The following is an 18,274-nucleotide window of genomic DNA, read 5'->3' on the forward strand; positions in this document are numbered from 1 at the left end:
CCAGCGGCGGTCCGGGCGGGCATCGGCCCGCGGGCGTACGCCCCGGGGCTGCTCCGCCCACCGCACGACCCGACCCCGGGCAGACGCGGACGGCACGGGGGAAACGGCACCGTGGTCGGCATGAGCGAGACCGACACCCCGGCACGCCCGGCGTACGACGAGCCGCGGGCGCGGTTCCGGGACCTGCTGGCGGCGGAGTGGCTGCGGTTCCGGTCGCTGCGGTCGACCCGGTGGGGCGTCCTGCTGAGCGCCGTCGTCGTGATCGGCATGAACGTGAACGCCGCGTTCGCCGACTACCGCAACTGGCCGCACTACGACGCCAACCTCCGACACCAGTTCGTACCGGGCTGGGCGATGAACGACGCGTTCAGCAACGGTGCCGCGTTCGTGCTGGTGTTGACGGTGGGCACGCTCGGCGCGCTGACCATCGTCAGCGACTACGCCAGCGGGCTCGCCCGCACCACGTTCGCCGCGGTACCGGCGCGCCGGTCGGTCGTGGCCGCCAAGGCCGCCGTGCTCACCGCGATCATGACCACGTACGGTGCGGTCGTCTCGGTCGTGTCGTTCCTTGCCACGCAAGCGATCCTGGCCGGTCGCGGCGCCGGCCTGACCCTCGCGTACCCGGAGGCGGGGCGGGCGGTGGTCGCCTCGGCGCTGCTGGCGCCGGTGTGCGCGCTGGTCGGGCTCGGGCTCGGCGCGGTCGTCCGGCACACCGCGGGCAGCGTGGTCGCCGCGGTCGCCGTCCTTCTCCTGCTGCCGAACCTGATCGACCAGAAACACCGCGTCACCGCCGCGGTCGTACACGCGCTGCCGCTGTCCGCGTGGCAACGGCTGTCCGAGCCGGGCGTCGTACCGTTTCCCGGAAACCCTTATCCGGCAACGGTTCCGGCCTCATGGCTGGTGTACGGGGCGTGGGCGCTCGCCGGTGTCGTCGCCGCCGTCCTCGTCGTGCACCGGCGGGACCTGTGACGGCAGCGTCAGCGTGAGCCGCACGTCCTCCTCGACGTACCCGAGGGCGGCGTAGAAGGCGCGGGCGGTGGCGTTCGCGGCGCCCGTCTCCAGCGTCACCCGGCGCAGCCCCCGGCCCGCCGCCCACTCGTGTACGGCGGCCATCAACGCGCGCCCGACGCCCGTACGTCCCGCGTCGGCGGCGACCGCCAGCTCCCCCACGTACCCGTCGCGTTCGCCGGTGAAGTGCCGGCGTTCCGCGGCGTGCACGAACCCGACGAGCGCGCCGTCCCGTACGGCGACCCAGATCGGCTCCGTACCGGCGATCGCGTCGGCGACCCAACCGGTCACCGCGACCGCGACGGCCGCCTGGTCCCGCCACGGCGCCACCCCGACGGTCAGCCGGTACGCCAGCGCGCGCACCGCGTCGGCGTCGCCCGGTGCGTACCGGCGGACGGTGGTGGGCACGGTTCCCGGCATGGCCGCGAGTCTGGCACGGCGCCCGGCCGCAGGTAAATCGAACGCGTCACCGTCAGGTCATGCGGTGTTCGCCCTGGCCCGGTAGGACCGGGGACATGGCCGCACGGCGGCGATCCCCCACGTACGGAGGTTGGCGGTGTCTCAGCGGGACAGGGAGGCGACGGCGGTGAGTCGGCGCGCGCTCGTGCGCGGTGCGCTGCTGGCCGGCGGTGCCCTCGCGGTACCGGTGCTGGGCGGTCGGCGCGCGTCGGGCGCACCGGCGCTGGTCCGGTCGGGTCGACCGGTACTGACGCACGGCACGCAGGTCGGCGACGTCGAGTACGGCACCGGGACGGTGTGGACGCGGGCGGACAAGCCGGCGCGGATGGTCGTGGAGGTGTCGACCGACCCGGGGTTCCGGCGGGTGCGGCGGGTCCGCGGCCCGCTGCTCACCCCGGACACCGACCTGACCGGAAAGGCCGTGCTGCACGGCCTTCCGGACGGGCGCGACATCCACTACCGGGTCACCGCGGTCGATCCGGACGACGACACGCTCGCCTCGGAGCCGCTCACCGGCCGGTTCCGTACGGTGCCGGCGAAGCCGCGGGACGTCTCGTTCCTGTGGTCCGGCGACCTCGGCGGCCAGGGGTGGGGCATCGACCCGTCGCGCGGCGGGTACCGGATCTTCGACGCGATGCGGTCTCTCGACCCGGACTTCTACCTCTGCAACGGCGACAACGTGTACGCCGACGACCCGTTCGAGTCGCAGGTGACCCTGCCGGACGGCAGCCTGTGGCGGAACATCGTCACGCCGGAGAAGTCGAAGGTCGCGGAGACGCTGGCGGAGTACCGCGGCCAGTACAAGTACAACCTGCTGGACGAGCCGCTGCGCCGGTTCTACGCGCAGGTCGCGCAGGTGCAGCAGTGGGACGACCACGAGACCCACAACAACTGGTACCCGGGCGAGCTGCTCGACGACGACCAGTACACGGAGAAGCGCGTCGACGTGCTGAAGTACCGGGCGCGGCAGGCGTGGCACGAGTACACGCCGATCACGCCGAAGTACGACAAGGACGGCCGGATCTACCGGGTGCTGCACCACGGGCCGCTGCTCGACGTGTTCGTGCTCGACATGCGCTGGTACCGGGACGCGAACTCGACCGACCGGCAGGACTTCAACGACGGCGGCATCCTCGGCCGCGAGCAGGCCGAGTGGCTCAAGCGCGAGCTGGCCGCGTCGAAGGCCACCTGGAAGGTCATCTCGAACGACATGCCGCTCGGCATCGTCGTCAAGGACGGCACCGAGGGCAAGCCGAACTTCGAGGCGGTGTCCCAGGGGGACAACGGAAAGCCGCTCGGCCGCGAACTCCAGATCGCCGAGATCCTGTCGTTCCTCAAGCGCGAGGACATCCGCAACGTGGTGTGGCTGACCACCGACGTGCACTACACCGCCGCGCAGTACTTCGACCCGGCGAAGGCCGCGTTCACCGACTTCAACCCGTTCTGGCAGTTCGTGTCCGGGCCGCTCAACGCGGGCTCGTTCCCGGCCGGCGCCATCGACGGTACGTTCGGCTGCCAGCAGGTGTTCCTGAAGTCGCCGGCCACCGCGAACGCGTCGCCGGCCACCGAGTACCAGTTCTTCGGGCAGGTGTCGATCGACGCGGCCTCCCGCGAGCTGACCGTACGGCTGCGCGACAACTCGGGTGCGGTGCTGTGGACCCGGGCGATTCCGCCGCACCGCCGCTGAGCCGGGGTAGCCTGCGCAGGTGGCTGACGACGCGGTGACGACGGGTCCGGAGCACACCGACGAGCCCGTACGGGTGGGGCTGGTCGGCGCCGGCCCGTGGGCGACGATGACGCAGGCGCCGATGCTGACCGGCGGGCCGGAGACCCGGCTCGTCGGGGTGTGGGCGCGGCGGGCGGAGGCCGCCCGCGAGCTGGCCGAGCCGTACGGGGTGCCCGCGTTCACCGAGTACGGTGCGCTGCTCGACGAGTGCGAGGCCGTCGCGTTCGCCGTACCGCCGGACGTGCAGGCGCGGATGGCGACCGAGGCGGCCCGCGCCGGCAAGGCCGTCCTGCTGGACAAGCCGATCGGCCTGACGCTCGCGGAGGCCGCCGGGCTCGCCGAGGCGATCGACTCGGCCGGCGTGGTCAGCCAGCTCATGCTCAGCAACCGGTACCGGCCGCGGATCCGCGAGTTCCTGGCCCGGGCGGCGCGGTTCGACACGCTCGGCGCGCAGGCCCGGCAGATCACCCGGGCGTTCGTGGCGGGACCGTTCGCGTTCGGCTGGCGCCTGGAGTACGGGGTGCTGCACGACGTCGCGCCGCACTCGCTGGACCTGCTGGACGCCGCCGTCGGCAAGATCGACCGGGTGCACGCCACCGGCGACACGCGGCGCTGGGTGGCGCTCACCCTCGAACACACGAACGGCGCGGTCAGCCAGCTCGCCCTCACCGGCGAGGTACCCGAGGGCGGGTACACCGAGCTGGCCATGTTCGGCCCGGCGGGCGAGCTCCGCCTCGACTTCCGCGACCTGGCCGGCGACGAGGCCGACTCCGCCGCCGGCTGGGCCACGGTACGACGCGAGTTCGCGGCGGCGGTCCGCTCGGGCCGACCGCACGCGCTCGACGTACACCGGGGGCTGCACCTGCAGCGGCTCATCGACCAGGCCCTCGCCGGCCTGCGCTGACGCACCGCAGACGGCCCGCCCCGCGGCGCACCGGCCAGCGGCGTGCCAGCCGGGCCGTCCGCCAGCCGGCGTCAGGAGACGTCGAGGACGGCCTTGCCGCGTACCCGACGGGCGGTCAGCGCGTCGGCGGCCGCGCCGATCCGGGTCCAGTCGCCGCGCCAGTCGACCTGCGGGTCGATCGCGCCGTCCGCCAGCAGCCCCACCAGGTACGCCAGGTCGTCGGCGAGATCCGTACCGAGCTGGAAGGACTCCAGCCGGCGGCGTGCCGGGGCGCCGAGGGTCGAGCCGCGCGGGAAGACGGTGTCCTCGCCGGACGCGGCGCCGATCGACTGCACCGACGCGTCCGAACCGAGCAGCGCGAACGCCTGCGCCAAGGCCGGACCGCCGACGGTGTCGAGCGTGCCGCCGAGCGTACCGGTGATCTGGTCGAGGTCGGTGACGATCTCGTCGGCGCCCAGCTCGGTCAGGCCGGCGCCGCGGGCGGCACTGCCGACCTGCGCGATCACGTACGCCCCGGCGCGCGCGGCGAGCTGCACCGCGAACCGGCCCACCCCGCCGGACGCGCCGGTGACGAGGACGCGGCGGCCGACCAGCGGCCCGAGCCGGCGCACCGCGCGCAGTGCCGTACCGGCGGCGACCGGCAGCGCGGACGCGGCACCCAGGTCCACCCCGTCCGGTACCGGCGCGAGGTTGCTGGTGTCGGCGGCGCGCAGCTCGGCCCAGGCCGCGCCGTACCCGAAGGTGAGGACGCGGGTGCCGGCGGCGGGGCCGGTGCCGTCGGCGGCCGGGGCGACGACGACGCCCGCCGCGTCCCACCCGGGTACGGTGCCGGCCGGTCGGCCGGCGAGACCGGTGAGTTCGCCGCGGTTGAGCGACACCGCCGCGACCCGTACGAGGGCCTGGCCGGGAGCTGGTACGGGGTCGGGCGCCTCGCCGAGGCCGATGCCCGCCGCTGTCGAAGGATCCACCACGAGTGCTCGCATGCACCACCCAACCGACGACCGCGCGGATTATTCCGGGTAGGGGACGAGCCACGAACAGTCACGCGGCCGGGGTGATTTCGCACACCGGGCAACCCCGCCGCGCGGCCGGTGGCGCGTACCCGGTTCACTGTCGGCGTGTCCAACCAGACCCCGTACGTGGAGCTGAGCCGCGCGCAATGGCGCACGCTGCGCAGGTCCACGCCGATGCGGCTGACCGCGGACGAACTGAGCGGCATGCAGGGCCTCGGCGACGTCGTGTCGCTCGACGAGGTCGCCGACGTGTACCTGCCGCTGTCCCGGCTGCTGAACCTCCAGGTGTCCGCCCGGCAACGGCTCAACCAGGCCACGTCCGTGTTCCTGGGCGAGCCGCCGAGCCGGGTGCCGTTCGTGATCGGCATCGCCGGCAGCGTGGCGGTCGGCAAGTCGACCATCGCCCGGCTGCTGCGCACCCTGCTCGCGCAGTGGCCGGACCATCCGCGCGTCGACCTGATCACCACCGACGGCTTCCTCCACCCGAACGCCGAGCTGAAGCGCCGCGGTCTGATGGAGCGCAAGGGTTTCCCGGAGAGCTACGACCGGCGCGCGCTGGTCCGGTTCGTCTCGGACGTGAAGTCCGGCCGCCCCGAGGTGGCCGCACCGGTCTACTCGCACCTCACGTACGACATCGTGCCGGGGGAGAAGCGGGTCGTGCGGCAGCCGGACATCCTGCTCGTCGAGGGCCTGAACGTGCTGCAGCCGGCGCCCCGGCTCGCCGTCTCCGACCTCTTCGACTTCTCCCTGTACGTGGACGCGCACACCGACGACATCCGCCGCTGGTACGTGGAGCGGTTCCTGCAACTGCGGGAGACGGCGTTCGCCGACCCGGCCTCGTTCTTCCACCGGTTCGCGGTGCTGTCGGACGCGGAGGCGGTCGAGACGGCGACCGGGATCTGGGCCGCCATCAACGAACCCAACCTGGTCGAGAACATCCGCCCGACCCGCCCGCGCGCCACCCTGGTGCTCCAGAAGGGCCCCGACCACGCCGTCGCCCGGGTACGCCTGCGCAAGCTCTGACCGCCGCGCGAAAGCACGTTGTCCGCCGGTGCGGCGCGGCGCTAGCGTCGCCGGCGTGGACGAGCTGGCGGAGATCCTCGGCGCACCCGTCGTCCGGTACTCGACCGAGCCGGTGTCGAGCGCCGGCGCCGGCACCGTCGCGGTGGAGCGGGTGACCGGGACGACCACCGCCGGCCCGTTCCGCCTGGTACGCAAGCGGATCCGGCCGCCGGTGGGCGCCCGCGCCGCCGCCGCCGACGACCCCCACCACGTCACCTACTGGCGGCGCGAGGCCCACGCGTACCGGTCGGGGCTGCTGCCGGCGACCGGCCTCGTCGCACCGGAATGCGTTGCGGTACACGAGGATCCGGCCGAGATCCGGCTCTGGACGCGCGAGGTCACCGCACCGCCCGCGTACTCCTGGCCCGAGTCCCGGTACGCGCGCGCTGGCCGCCGTACCGATCGGGTGACCCGGGTGCCGGTTCGAACATGTGTTCGATATAGTCGCAGGTCATGACGGTAGTACGGGCCTGGTGGAACGGCCGGCACGACGGCGACGCGCGCGAGCAAGTCGCCATCCACGAGACCGGCGGACGCTGGCGCGTCGACCACCTCGGACCGCACGGCCGCTGCGAGTACGTGACGTGCCTGACCTCGGCGCAGGCCGACGCCGAGGCCGCCCGCTTCCTCGCCCGCGGCGCCGCCTGGCGACCCCTGTCGCACTGAGACGGCGCCGCGCGAGTACCACCGGACGACCCGCCGGGACGGTACGGCGGCCGGACGGCGCCGGCCGGTCCGGCACACGAGGTCGGGCGGCGCGGTCAGGTGGTGCGGCGCCAGTGGCCGAAGATGCCGGGCAGGGCGTCGAGGGTGCGCTCCAGCTCGGCGTACAGCGCGCGCGGGTCCAGTTCGCCCGGCTCGTTCCGCTGACACGTACTCGCCACCTGGAGCGCGGCGTCGAACACCGCGGCGGCGAGCCGGGGGCGCGGGTCGGCCACCGGGTCGACGCCCTCGCGTTCGGCGACGATCGCGGCGATCTGCGCCTCCCGGTCGGCGACCCGGCGCAGGTGCGTCGCGTGCAACGACGGCGTACGCACGATCAGGTCGAAGGTCTGGCCGAGCGCCCGCAGCCGGCGCGGCCCCGACTCGTCGTCGGCGTACCCGGAGAAGACGCTGCCCATCGCGGCGCGCATCGCGGTCATCGGCGTCTCCCGCCGGGGACGCGCGCGCAGTGCCGCGGCGAAGCTGTCCTGCGCCTCGTCGAGGGGCGCGAGGGCCACCTCGTCCTTGTTCGCGAAGTACCGGAAGAGGGTGCGCTGGGAGACGTCGACGGCCTCGGCAATCTGGCCGGTCGTGGTCCCCTCGTACCCCTGGGCGGCGAAGAGTCGCTGCGCCGACGCGATCAGCGCGTCCCGGGTCTGCTGCTTCTTCCGCTCGCGCAGGCCACTCACCGTTGCCGCTCCGACCACGTCGTCGCCACCTCCGACAGGCGAGTCTAGCCGTCAGCGACGGTCATCTGTCTCACATTGTCACTTGTCAGCGACTGACACTAAAATCCTCCCGGGGGTACGACTCGATCACCTGGGGGAGCACGTGAGCACCACGGTCGCCGGCGCGCCGGCAACGACAGGACAGGCGACCGGCCGCGGCGGTCCCTGGGCCACGCTGGTCGCCGTCGCGCTCGGCGTCGTCATGGTCGCGCTCGACGGCACGATCGTCGCCATCGCCAACCCGGCCATCGGCAAGTCGCTCGACGCGTCGCTCCCCGACCTCCAGTGGATCACCAACGGATACCTGTTGGCGCTGGCCGTCTTCCTCGTCACCGCCGGCAAGCTCGGCGACCGCTTCGGCCACAAGAGCACGTACCTCACGGGTGTGATCGGCTTCGCCGCCACCTCCGCGGTCATCGGCCTGTCCCACAACATCGGCCTCATCATCGCCTTCCGCGTACTCCAGGGCGTGTTCGGCGCGCTCCTCCAGCCGGCCGCGCTCGGCCTGCTGCGCAGCGCGTTCCCGGCCAACCGGCTCAACATCGCGATCGGCATCTGGGGCGCCGCGATCGGCGTCTCCACCGCCGCCGGCCCGATCGTCGGCGGCCTGCTCGTCGAGCACGTCAGCTGGCAGTCCGTCTTCTTCATCAACGTTCCGGTCGGTGTCGTCGCGCTCGCCGTCGGCCTGCTCGTCCTGCCGCGCAACCGCGCCGTCGACCGCGACTCCCGTACCGACGTGCCCGGGATCGCGCTGCTGTCGGTCGCGATGTTCGCGCTGGTGTTCGGCGTCATCAAGGCGTCCGACTTCGGCTGGTCGAGCTGGCGGACCATCGGGCTGTTCGCCGGCGCGCTCGCGTTCGGCGTGCTGTTCGTCATCCGCGAGCGGTACGCGGCGCACCCGTTGCTGCCGCTCAGCCTCTTCCGCTCGGTACCGCTGTCGATCGGCACCGCGCTGATGATGCTGATGGCGTTCGCGATGTTCGGCGCCCTCTTCTTCGTCACGTTCTACCTGCAACTCGTCGACGGGCTCAGCCCGGTCGAGAGCGGCGTACGCATCCTGCCGATGACCGCGGGCATGGTGTTCGGCTCACCGATCGCCGGCATCCTCATCGGCAAGGTCGGCCCGCGGTTCCCCGTCGCCGCCGGCATGGCGGGTGTGGCCGTCGCGCTGTTCGGCCTCTCCCGGCTGCCGCTCGACGCCGGCGCGGGCACCACCTCGATCTGGTTCGTACTGCTCGGTCTCGGCCTGTCCGTCGTCATGGTCGGCGCCACCGAGGTCATCGTCGGCAACGCACCGGTCGAACTGTCCGGCGTCGCGTCCGGGCTCCAGCAGTCCGCCATGCAGGTCGGCGGCGCCCTCGGCACCGCCGTACTCGGTGCCCTGATGACCGCCAGGGTCGGCAACGTCCTCAATGGACACTGGACCGACCAGCACCTGCCGAAGCTCACCCCCGACCAGGTCGACCAGGCCAAGAAGGCCGTCGCCGGCGGCGTCGCCCCCATCCCGGAGCACGCCGACGCCGGCCTAGCCGCCGCGATCACCAAGGCCACCAACCTGTCCTTCCTCGACGGGATGCACCTCGCGTTCACCGTCGCGGCGGCCGTCGGCGTGGTCGCGGTCGTCCTCGCCCTCTTCGTCTCCCGCCCCAAAAACCCCGCCACCACCCACACCCCGCACATCTGACCCACCGGGTACTCGCTGCGCATCGGCACGCGGGGTTGGTTGGTGGCGGGCGCGTACCGGGGCCGCACGGGTGTGGTTGAGCCGTTGCGGGAAACGAGCGCCGGTCGACCGCGGAACCCCGGCGCGCGTACGCCTCACTGCCAGGGGTCGAAGTCGACCTCCAGCTCCTCCTGCCCCGGCCGTTCCGCTTCCGGTACTCCGCTGAGGTTGATGCGGATCCGCGTCCACGTACTGGATCGGCCGCGCATCGAGTCGACGAGGACGTCGGACGGCGCGAGCAGCGGCCAGACGGCGGGATGCCGCGCCTTCCAGCGTTCGAGCCCGGCCATGGCCTCGTCCCTGGTGCGTGCCCGCGCGATCTCGATCAACGGCACCGTGGTACGCCGGCGTCCGGTGGGCCCGCTCGCCTTCCCCGGCGCCGGCTCCGGTACGGTCCCGGCGCGGCGCCGCGCGGACGGCCGTACCCGGGTGTCCTCGCCGGACTGCTTGGTGAAGTGCGGCGGCCAGGGCGCGTCGGCCAGGCCCGCCTCGGTGTCGTGCTCGGCGAGAGCGAGCAGCGCGTCGAGGGAGCCGGGGGCGTCGTCGATGCCGGCCCACGGATCGCCGATCTCCGCGTACCGTGCCGGCACCGTGCCCATCGTGTACGCCGCGGGATCGCAGCCGGGCACCTCGTCCCAGCGCAGCGGCGTCGAGACCCGGCCGTCCGGGGTCGGCCGCACCGAGTACGCGGCGGCGGTGGTGCGGTCCTTGGCGTTCTGGTTGTAGTCGACGAAGACGCCGTGCCGCTCCTCCTTCCACCACTTGCTGGTGGCGAGGTCCGGCGCGCGGCGCTCGACCTCGCGGGCGAGCGCCACCGCGGCCCGGCGTACGTCGGTGAAGGTCCAGCGGGGCGCGATCCGGCAGTACACATGGAATCCGCGGGAGCCGGACGTCTTCGGCCAGCCGGTGAGGCCGACGTCGGCGAGCACGTCGCGGACGACGAGCGCGACGGCGAGCACGTCGTCCCACGGCACGCCCGGTACCGGATCGAGGTCGACCCGCAGTTCGTCGGGATGGTCCAGGTCGCCCGAACGGACCGGGTGCGGGTGCAGGTCGACGCAGCCGAGGTTGACGACCCAGGCGAGCTGCGCGGCGTCGGTCAGTACGATCTCGTGCGCGGTACGCCCGGACGGGAAGCGCAGCTCGACCGTGTCGATCCACGGCGGACGGTTCTGCGGGGCGCGCTTCTGGTAGAAGGCATCGCCCTCGACACCGTTGACGTACCGCTTGAGGGCCATCGGCCGGTCGCCCACCGCCTGCAACGCACCGCCCGCGACGGACAGGTAATACCGCACCAGGTCCAGTTTCGTGGTGCCGGAAGCGGGAAAGAAGACCTTGCCCGGGTTGGTGACGGTCACCTCCCGGCCCGCGACGTCCAGAATCTCCTGCCGGGCGGCCATTCCCCCACCATACGACGCGCCCGGCCGGGCCGTAGCCCGATGCGTCAGGCGATCTCGCGCGCCAGCTCCAACAGCCGCAACACCGTACGCCAGTTGCGGCCCGTACCACCGGCGCGGTTCACCGCCGCCGCCAGTTTCGAGGAGTGCACACCGTTCGGCAGCCACAGGTAGATCTCCCGCCCGACCACCGCGTACCGCTCGGCTCCGGTCGCGGCGGCGGCCAGCGGCGCCGGATCCGGCGCGGTGTCGCGGAACTGCACCAGATACCGCGACGGGTCGGTCGCCGCGGACCCGAACGGATCGGCCGCCACGACGTCCGCCAGCTCGTCGACCGTGCGTACCAGAACGGGAATCGCCGCCCCGTACTCCCGCGCCAACTCGGCCGAGATCCGTTCCGCCGTATCGTCCGCGGCGGTGTCGGCGGTGAGCACGACGTTTCCACTCTGCAGATGAGTACGGACGGATCCGTATCCCGCGGCGGTCAGCAACTCGCGCAGCCGAGCCATCGCGACCCTGTTGTGCGCACCCAGATTGACGCCCCGCAACAGGGCGATCTGACTCTCCATCGTGGACTCCCGGGCTCCGACGCACGCACCCCCGAACGGCTGAATCCGGCTAGCCGGCAGGGTATTCGCGCTGTCCTGTTTGGTCAGTGGGATAGTGGTGTGCATACTTGCCTGCGAAAGCAGCGTATCGAGCGTTGAAATCCGAACAGGAGTCTGTTGTGAACAAGGCTGAGCTGATCGACGCACTGGCCGCACGGCTGGGCGACAAGAAGACCGCCACCACGGCGCTGGAGGCGGTGCTGGAGGAGATCCAGCGCACCGTTGCCAAGGGCGGCAAGATCTCCCTGGCCGGCTTCGGCGTCTTCGAGAAGCGGGCGCGTGCCGCCCGTACCGCGCGCAACCCGCGCACCGGTGAGGCCGTCAAGGTGAAGAAGACCTCGGTGCCGGCGTTCCGTGCCGGGCAGGGCTTCAAGGACGTGGTGACCGGCAAGAAGAAGATCGCCGCGGTCAAGAAGACCACCGCGAAGAAGGCCGCGCCCGCCACCAAGGCGACCACCGCCAAGGCCGCCGCCACCAAGGCGACCGCGAAGACCGCCGCCAAGAAGGCGACGGCGACCGCCGCGACCAAGAAGGCCACGGCCGCCAAGAAGACCACCGCCCGGTCGACCGCGGCGAAGAGCACCGCGGCGAAGTCGACCGCCGCCAAGAAGACCACCGCGGCCAAGAAGACGACCGCGGCGAAGAGCACGGCGGCGAAGAAGACCGCTGCCAAGAAGACCACCGCGCGCAAGACCGCCACCAAGTCCGCGGCCCGTCGGGCCCGCTGACGTACGGCGGGGCGTCCCACCGCCGCGGCCGCGAGGCGCGACGACGGGGCGACCGCCGGTGTTTCCGGACGGTCCCGGCCCTCCGGTGCGTACCACGATTGTGCCGGCCACCGCACAGGTGGCCGGCACGGTGCTGTTTCCCACCCGGCCCAAAGCACAGCACCAACGTTCCAGCGTCGTGTTGTTCATGCTGCAACGCAGTACCGGGGGCCGCGCCGTATCGCAGCAGCGGTGGCACCGTCCGCAATGGACGGTCCCGTCCGATCGGCGCCGTGCGTCCTGCTCCTAGACTGCGGCCATGCCCACCCCCGCCCTCGGCATCGACTTCGGTACCTCCACGACGATCGCGGTGCTCCGGCGCGCGGACGGCACGGCACGGCCGCTGCTGTTCGACGGCACGCCGCTGCTGCCGTCCGCGCTGTACCTGGAGACCGACGGCCGCCTGCTGTCCGGGCGGGACGCGGTGCACTCCGCACGCCTCGACCCGAGCCGGTACGAGCCGAGTCCCAAGCGCCGCCTCAACGACGGCAGCGTGCTGCTCGGCGACCGGGAGGTGCCGGTGGTCGAGCTGGCGACGGCGGTGCTGCGCCGGGTTGCCGTGGAGGCCGCCCGCGTGCACGGCTCGGCCGTACCGGACGTCACGCTGACGCATCCGGCGAACTGGGGCTCGTCCCGCCGTGACCTGCTCGTGGAAGCGGCCCGCCGCGCCGGTTTGGCGCATCCGCGGCTGGTGCCGGAGCCGGTCGCCGCCGCGCACTACTTCACCGACGTGCTCGGTCACCGCATCCCCGTCGGCTCCGCCGTCGTGGTGTACGACTTCGGCGCCGGCACGTTCGACGCCAGCGTGGTCATCCGCGGTACCAACGGTTTCGAGACCGCGGTCGTGGACGGCCTGGACGTCGGCGGGCTGGACATCGACGCGGCGATCGTCGACTGGCTCGGCACCCGGTACGGGGAGCGTGACCCCGCCGCGTGGCGCCGTCTCGGCACACCCACCGGTACGGCGGAGCGCCGCGCCCGCGAGCTGCTGTGGACCGACGTGCGTACGTGCAAGGAGCAGTTGTCGCGGTCGTCGTCGGCGCGCCTGGCCGTACCGCTGCTGGAGGTCGAGGCGCACCTCACCCGTACCGAGATGGAGGAGTTGGCGGGGCCGATCGTCGGGGAGACGGTGCGCACGACGGCGGGCGTGATCCGGCACGCGGGCGTGACGCCGGACCGGATCGTCGGGCTGTTCCTCGTCGGCGGGTCGAGCCGGTTGCCGCTGGCGGGATCGCAACTGCACCGCCGTCTCGGCATCCCGTCCACCGCGATCGAGCAGCCGGAGGTGGTGGTCGGCGAGGGCAGCCTGCGGGTGCCGACCACCGAGCAGGGCTTCTCGCACACCCGCATCCTTCCGGTCGTCGCCGGCCCGCCGTCCGGCCCGCAGGGCGCACCGGCCCATCCGATCGCGCACCAGTCGGGCTGGCAGCAGGCGGGTGGGTACGGGCCAGTGTCGGCGCCCGCCGGCCCGGCAGCGGCCGTTTCAGGTACTCCCGCGGCCGTCTCCGGTGCGCCGGACTCCGGTGGTCCGGTGTCCGACGCGCCGTCGTCGTACGCGGGGCACCAGCCGGCGGCGCGCAACGCCGTCGTACCGGCGCAGCAGCCGGCCGTCGCGCGCAACGCGCCCGCGGGGCAGCCGCTCAACGCTGTCGCGCCCGCGGGGCAGCCGCTCAACGCTGTCGCGCCGGCACGGCAGCAGACCAATGCTGTTGCGCCGGCACGGCAGCCGGCCGCGTCGCGCAACGCGGGCGTACCGGCGGGGCGGTCGGCGAACCGGTCCACGGGAGGCGGCGACCGTCCGGCGAGCGGGCCCGAGCGCCGACCCCCGGTGTACGGCGCGGGATCCGGCACGTACCGGAAGGGTCGGCGGTCGGGCCGGCGGGCGATGGTGCTGGCGGTGGTCGTGCTGCTGGCCGCGGTCCTCGTCGCCGGCGGGCTGTACGGCTACCACCGGCTCAACCGGCCGGACGGCACCGGCGCCGACGCGGCCGGCACGGACCGGCGGCCCGGCACGCCGACGTTCGTCCCGGCGTCGTGGCCGTTGACGGTGGCGGCGATCGGCGCGGGCAACGGCTGGCACGACAACACCAGCCGCGACCGCACCGGCACGTGCCGGCTCGCCGACGGTTCGCTGTCGGCCACGAAGACGAAGGCGAACCCGAACGGCACCGGCATGTTCGCCTGCAACGGCCCGTCCGCGACGTACGGCGACGTGGCGGTGCAGACGACGGTGTCGGTGGCGAGCGGCGACGCCGGCGTCTGGCTGCGTACCGGCGACACCGAGGGCTACTTCCTCGCCGTCACCGCCGACAGCGTCACGCTGTACGTGTTGGGCGAATCCGGCGATCCCGGCCCGGACACGCGGTTGAAGCGCTTCGCGCTGACCGGTTCGGGCGGCGACGTCAGGCTCGGCATCCTGGCGCAGGGCTCGCAGATCTCGGTGTACCAGCAGGACACGCGGATCGGCACGCTCACCGACGACCAGATCGCGTCCGGCCGGGTGGACCTCGGCGTGTTCGCCGACGGCGACCGGGCGAGCGCATCGTTCACGCGTACGCGCCTCTGGTCCCCCGCCTGACCGCCTCACGCGGGTCGGGACGGGCGGCTAGGTGAAAACAGGAACTGTCGCCGGCGGTGCGCGAGGCGACTGTTACCGTCACTCCCGCGGAGACCCAGCGACCCCGGGAGCGCACCCGATGACCAGGTACACGGTCGGCATCGACGTGGGCGGTACGAAGATCGCCGCCGGACTCGTGACGGGCGCCGGCGAGCTGCTCGCCCGGCACGCGATCCCGACACCCCGCACCACGGCCGCGGACCTCCTCGACGCCATGGCGTACGCGGCGCGCACGGTGGCCGCCGGGCGCCCGTTCGACGCGGTGGGCGTCGGTACCGGCGGGGTGGTGGACACGGCGACGGGCACCGTCACGTCGGCCACCGACCTGCTGCCGGCGGACTGGGCCAGCTGCGCGGTGGGTGCGCGGCTGGCCGAGCGCCTCGGCGTACCGGTGACGGTCGACAACGACGCGAACGCCCTCGCCGCCGGGGAACTCGACGGCACGCCCGGCGGCACCGTCCTCTACGCCGCGATCGGTACGGGCATCGGCGGAGCGGTCGCCGTCGACGGCCGGCTGCGGCACGGCCGGCACCACACGGCCGGCGGGATCGGCCACCATCCGGTCGGCACGGCCGGTACCCGGCGGTGCTCGTGCGGGCGGCGCGGGCACCTGGAGGCGGTGGCGAGCGGACCGGCGATCGCCGACGCGTACCGGGCGGGCGAGCGGGACCTGCGCGTCGTGGTCGCCGCCGCGGACGCCGGGGACGGGCGGGCCGCGGCCGTGATCGCCGACGCGGCAGGGCAACTCGGCCGGGTGCTCGCCGGCGCCGCGAACCTCCTCGACCCGGACCGGGTGGTCGTCGGCGGTGGCGTCGCCCAGCTCGGCGCCCGCCTCTTCGACCCGCTGAACGCCGCGTTCACCGCGGAACTCATGGCCCCGATCGCCGGTCTCACCGTCGAACCGGCCCGCCTCGGCCCGGACGCCTCCGTACTCGGTGCCGCCGCGTTGGCCGGCGACCCGTCGTACCGGCGGGTGTCGTGATCGGGGCGCTGCGCGGCGGGCTGATCGTGTCCTGCCAGGCGCGCGCGGGCAGCCCGTTGCGCGACGTGGACACGATCGTACGGCTGGCGCGGGCCGTGGTCGCCGGTGGCGCGGCGGCCGTACGGCTCAACGGCCCCGACGACATCGCCGCGGTACGGGCCGCGGTCGACGTACCCGTGATCGGGTTGTGGAAGGACGAGGCGCTGCGCGGGCCGGACACCGTGTTCGTCACCCCGACCGTGGCGCGCGCGCTGGCCGTCGTCGACGCGGGCGCGCACATCGTCGCCGCCGACGGTACGACCCGGCCCCGGCCCGACGGGCGGACGTTCGCCGACCTGGTCGCCGCCGTACACGAGCGGGGTGTGCCGGTGCTGGCCGACGTGGCGACCGTCGCGGACGCGCTCGCCGCGCAGGAGGCCGGCGCCGACTGCGTCGCCACCACGCTCTCCGGGTACACGACGGGAACGGCCGGCGGGGACGGCCCGGACCTCGACCTCGTCACCGAGCTCGTCGCGCGGCTGACCGTACCGGTGGTGGCGGAGGGGCGGCTGGCCACGCCCGAGCAGGTCGCCGAGGCGTACGCCCGGGGCTGTCTCGCCGCGGTCGTCGGTACCGCGATCACCAACCCGGCGTGGCTGACCGCCCGGTTCGCCGCGGTGGCACCGGCGGCACCGACCCCGTCCCCCGACGCCACCGCCCCGCACGGCCCCGCGACCGCCCCGTACGGGACGGCGGAACGGTCGTGACCGCGCGGCGGAGTGGACCGGGCCGGCGCTCCGGTACGAGCGGGAAACCGCACCGTGGCACCGTTTCCGTCCGGCGCCGCGACGGGGCCGGGTTCACCGCCGTGGTGCGTACCGCATTACCCGGGTTGCCGGCGCTGGCCCGGGGCGTCGCGCAGACGCTCCTCGACGACCCGGCCGGCTGCGCCCGGCTCAGCATCACGGAACTGGCCGACCGCGCCGGTACGAGCGAAGCCACGGTGGCGCGCACCGCCCGCCTCCTCGGCTACGACGGGTACCGGTCGCTGCGGCTGGCGATGGCCGCGCAGCCGGCCCCGGAACCGGCGGACGCGGCGCTGTTCGGCGGGGTGGGGCCGGACGACGACCTGCCGACGGTGGTGGCGAAGCTGGCGCACGACGAGCGGCGCTCGCTCGCGGACACGGCGGCGACGCTGGACGCGGGCGCGCTGGACGCGGCGGTCACGGCGATCGCCGGCGCCCACCGCGTCGACGCGTACGGGGTGATGTCGTCGGGACTGGTCGCGGCGGACCTGGCGCAGAAGCTGCTGCGGATCGGCCTGGCCGCCCAGTCGTACGCGGATCCGCATCTCGCGGTGACGAGCGCGCTGCGGCTCGGGCCGGGCGACGTCGCCGTGGGCGTCAGCCATTCGGGCACCACCGAGGAGGTACGCGAACCGCTGGCGCTGGCCCGCGCGGCCGGCGCGACGACGGTCCTCGTCACGGGCAACCCCCGCGGCGCGGCTGCCGACCACGTACTGCTCGCCGCGGCGGGCCGGGACACCGAGCTGCGGCCGGCGGCGCTGGCGAGCCGGATCAGCCAGCTGCTCGTCGTCGACTGCCTGTTCGTCGGGGTGGCTCAGCGCCGGCCCGGCAGCATCGACGCGCTGCACACGTCGCTCGCCGCGCTGGCGCCCAAACACCGCTCACCGCACCGGTCCTGACCGGCCGCGATCAGGCGGTGGTGGCGGTCAGCACCAGCCGCAGCGCGTCCACCGCGCGCGGGTCGCCGTCGGTCGCGACGGGCGCCGCGCGACCCCAGAGCCAGCGGTACAGGTCGGCCGGTGCGGCGGTCACCGTCGCGTCCGGACCGTCCACAAGGGAGCGTTCGACGGCCGGGCCGTCCGGGGTGAGCGTGACCGTCCACCCCGCCCCCTCGGTACGCAGGGCGACGCGCTCGCCGAGCCCCGCCAACCGCTCCGCCACGCCGAAGTACGCCAGCCAGCGTTCGAGTACCTCGTCGCAGCCGTCGATCGCGAACGCGTCGTCGACCGGGTCGGGCGGGACCGCCGCGGCCGCTTCCGCGTCGTACCGGTGGACGGTGAACTCGTGCGCCATCCGCCGGTACCAGAAGGCGACGGTGGTAGCGGGTGGCCACCAGGTGCCGGCGGGATCGTCGGGCCGGCGGTCGGACAGCGCGGTCAGCAGCGACCGGGACGCCTCGACGTACCAGTCGGTCACGGTGACCCAGCCGGGCGGGCGCGTCGCCCACCCGTCCGGCAGCCGGCCGGTACGCAGGCAGTCGGTGACCCGGTGGCTCACGGATCCCAGGTGCCGCACCAGTTCCCCGAGTGTCCATCCTGGACAGTCGGGTACCGCCGCGGCGAGGTCACCGCGGGCGAGCCCGGCGATCCGGTCCCGGGCGGCGCGCAGGGCGGCGAGCTGACCGGCGGGCGCCGGCGCGGGCGGGGCGGTGCCCACGGCCCGCGGCACCGACGCCACGTCCGGGTACAGCAGTTCGGGGTGGGTGCCGCGACCGCCGGGAGTCGTCACCCGGTGAGCATGGCACCACAGCCGACCCGGTGGGTACCCGCGAACGCGCGGCACACCCACCGGGG

Annotated in this window: 17 protein-coding genes and 1 pseudogene; 12 read left to right on the forward strand and 6 right to left on the reverse strand. The window is 73.8% G+C overall.

What is annotated here, in order from left to right; translation table 11 throughout:
- The first annotated feature begins 120 nt into the window (after positions 1-120).
- Positions 121-969, forward strand: a complete 849-nt coding sequence (locus tag Aru02nite_RS23375; protein ID WP_203661231.1) for an ABC transporter permease — start codon at positions 121-123, stop codon at positions 967-969.
- Here Aru02nite_RS23375 and Aru02nite_RS23380 read toward each other — a convergent pair.
- Complete coding sequence (locus Aru02nite_RS23380) at positions 892-1,428, reverse strand: GNAT family N-acetyltransferase (RefSeq protein WP_203661233.1); 537 nt, start codon at positions 1,426-1,428, stop codon at positions 892-894. The genes Aru02nite_RS23375 and Aru02nite_RS23380 overlap by 78 nt on opposite strands.
- 166 nt (positions 1,429-1,594) lie before the next feature.
- On the opposite strand from Aru02nite_RS23380, the gene Aru02nite_RS23385 reads away from it, so the two are divergent.
- Positions 1,595-3,154 (forward strand): alkaline phosphatase D family protein, encoded by a 1,560-nt coding sequence (locus Aru02nite_RS23385; RefSeq protein ID WP_239076891.1) that lies wholly within the window; start codon positions 1,595-1,597, stop codon positions 3,152-3,154.
- 19 nt (positions 3,155-3,173) lie between these two features.
- Entirely contained in the window at positions 3,174-4,097 is a 924-nt protein-coding gene (locus Aru02nite_RS23390) for a Gfo/Idh/MocA family protein (protein WP_203661237.1), read from the forward strand.
- A gap of 71 nt (positions 4,098-4,168) precedes the next feature.
- Here Aru02nite_RS23390 and Aru02nite_RS23395 read toward each other — a convergent pair whose 3' ends face one another.
- The gene (locus tag Aru02nite_RS23395) at positions 4,169-5,065 is read right to left on the reverse strand and encodes a zinc-binding dehydrogenase (protein WP_239076892.1); all 897 of its coding nucleotides are present in this window, start codon (positions 5,063-5,065) and stop codon (positions 4,169-4,171) included.
- Positions 5,066-5,215: 150 nt separating this feature from the next.
- Between Aru02nite_RS23395 and coaA the strand changes: the two genes are divergently transcribed.
- The 3 genes from coaA to Aru02nite_RS23410 are packed head-to-tail and all read left to right on the forward strand — an operon-like array spanning position 5,216 to position 6,838.
- On the forward strand, positions 5,216-6,133 hold the full coding sequence (coaA, locus tag Aru02nite_RS23400; RefSeq protein ID WP_203661242.1) for a type I pantothenate kinase: 918 nt from the start codon (positions 5,216-5,218) through the stop codon (positions 6,131-6,133).
- A 55-nt stretch (positions 6,134-6,188) separates the two neighbouring features.
- Positions 6,189-6,629: a hypothetical protein gene (locus Aru02nite_RS23405; RefSeq protein ID WP_203661244.1), complete on the forward strand. Its 441-nt coding sequence runs from the start codon at positions 6,189-6,191 to the stop codon at positions 6,627-6,629.
- The gene (locus Aru02nite_RS23410; RefSeq protein WP_203661246.1) at positions 6,626-6,838 is read left to right on the forward strand and encodes a hypothetical protein; all 213 of its coding nucleotides are present in this window, start codon (positions 6,626-6,628) and stop codon (positions 6,836-6,838) included. Before Aru02nite_RS23405 ends, Aru02nite_RS23410 begins: the two co-directional genes overlap by 4 nt.
- Positions 6,839-6,933: 95 nt before the next feature.
- On the opposite strand, the gene Aru02nite_RS23415 is transcribed toward Aru02nite_RS23410, so the two are convergent.
- Complete coding sequence (locus tag Aru02nite_RS23415; protein WP_203661248.1) at positions 6,934-7,581, reverse strand: TetR/AcrR family transcriptional regulator; 648 nt, start codon at positions 7,579-7,581, stop codon at positions 6,934-6,936.
- 124 nt (positions 7,582-7,705) lie between these two features.
- Here Aru02nite_RS23415 and Aru02nite_RS23420 point away from each other — a divergent pair, with 124 nt between their 5' ends.
- Complete coding sequence (locus tag Aru02nite_RS23420) at positions 7,706-9,286, forward strand: MFS transporter (protein WP_239076893.1); 1,581 nt, start codon at positions 7,706-7,708, stop codon at positions 9,284-9,286.
- Between the two features lie 443 nt (positions 9,287-9,729).
- On the opposite strand, the pseudogene ligD reads toward Aru02nite_RS23420, so the two are convergent.
- Together ligD and Aru02nite_RS23430 are read right to left on the reverse strand one after the other, a co-directional pair.
- A pseudogene (gene ligD / locus Aru02nite_RS23425) lies at positions 9,730-10,725 on the reverse strand (non-homologous end-joining DNA ligase); the annotation flags it as partial.
- A 44-nt stretch (positions 10,726-10,769) separates the two neighbouring features.
- Positions 10,770-11,291 carry a DUF1697 domain-containing protein gene (locus Aru02nite_RS23430; RefSeq protein WP_203661250.1) on the reverse strand — a complete coding sequence of 174 codons (522 nt, stop codon included), beginning with the start codon at positions 11,289-11,291 and terminating at the stop codon, positions 10,770-10,772.
- Between the two features lie 158 nt (positions 11,292-11,449).
- Between Aru02nite_RS23430 and Aru02nite_RS23435 the strand changes: the two genes are divergently transcribed.
- The 5 genes from Aru02nite_RS23435 to Aru02nite_RS23455 all read left to right on the forward strand — a co-directional run bounded on the left by Aru02nite_RS23435 (position 11,450) and on the right by Aru02nite_RS23455 (position 17,380).
- A complete protein-coding gene (locus tag Aru02nite_RS23435) occupies positions 11,450-12,058 on the forward strand; it encodes an HU family DNA-binding protein (protein WP_203661254.1) in 609 nt (202 codons plus the stop codon).
- Positions 12,059-12,356: 298 nt separating this feature from the next.
- On the forward strand, positions 12,357-14,675 hold the full coding sequence (locus Aru02nite_RS23440) for an Hsp70 family protein (RefSeq protein ID WP_203661256.1): 2,319 nt from the start codon (positions 12,357-12,359) through the stop codon (positions 14,673-14,675).
- A gap of 118 nt (positions 14,676-14,793) precedes the next feature.
- Positions 14,794-15,696 (forward strand): ROK family protein, encoded by a 903-nt coding sequence (locus Aru02nite_RS23445; RefSeq protein WP_203661259.1) that lies wholly within the window; start codon positions 14,794-14,796, stop codon positions 15,694-15,696.
- Positions 15,693-16,442, forward strand: a complete 750-nt coding sequence (locus tag Aru02nite_RS23450; RefSeq protein WP_203661261.1) for an N-acetylmannosamine-6-phosphate 2-epimerase — start codon at positions 15,693-15,695, stop codon at positions 16,440-16,442. Before Aru02nite_RS23445 ends, Aru02nite_RS23450 begins: the two co-directional genes overlap by 4 nt.
- 104 nt (positions 16,443-16,546) lie before the next feature.
- A complete protein-coding gene (locus Aru02nite_RS23455; RefSeq protein WP_239076894.1) occupies positions 16,547-17,380 on the forward strand; it encodes a MurR/RpiR family transcriptional regulator in 834 nt (277 codons plus the stop codon).
- A gap of 10 nt (positions 17,381-17,390) precedes the next feature.
- Here Aru02nite_RS23455 and Aru02nite_RS23460 read toward each other — a convergent pair whose 3' ends face one another.
- Positions 17,391-18,209 (reverse strand): maleylpyruvate isomerase family mycothiol-dependent enzyme, encoded by an 819-nt coding sequence (locus Aru02nite_RS23460; protein WP_203661264.1) that lies wholly within the window; start codon positions 18,207-18,209, stop codon positions 17,391-17,393.
- Positions 18,210-18,274: the final 65 nt, after the last annotated feature.

It is taken from the genome of Actinocatenispora rupis (genome assembly GCF_016861975.1).
Lineage (GTDB): Bacteria > Actinomycetota > Actinomycetes > Mycobacteriales > Micromonosporaceae > Actinocatenispora > Actinocatenispora rupis.

Coding starts and splice junctions, on each gene's coding strand:
- Aru02nite_RS23375 (WP_203661231.1), top strand. CDS start 121: ATGAGCGAGACCGACACCCCGGCACGCCCGGCGTACGACGAGCCGCGG.
- Aru02nite_RS23380 (WP_203661233.1), bottom strand. CDS start 1,428: ATGCCGGGAACCGTGCCCACCACCGTCCGCCGGTACGCACCGGGCGAC.
- Aru02nite_RS23410 (WP_203661246.1), top strand. CDS start 6,626: ATGACGGTAGTACGGGCCTGGTGGAACGGCCGGCACGACGGCGACGCG.
- Aru02nite_RS23430 (WP_203661250.1), bottom strand. CDS start 11,291: ATGGAGAGTCAGATCGCCCTGTTGCGGGGCGTCAATCTGGGTGCGCAC.
- Aru02nite_RS23440 (WP_203661256.1), top strand. CDS start 12,357: ATGCCCACCCCCGCCCTCGGCATCGACTTCGGTACCTCCACGACGATC.
- Aru02nite_RS23445 (WP_203661259.1), top strand. CDS start 14,794: ATGACCAGGTACACGGTCGGCATCGACGTGGGCGGTACGAAGATCGCC.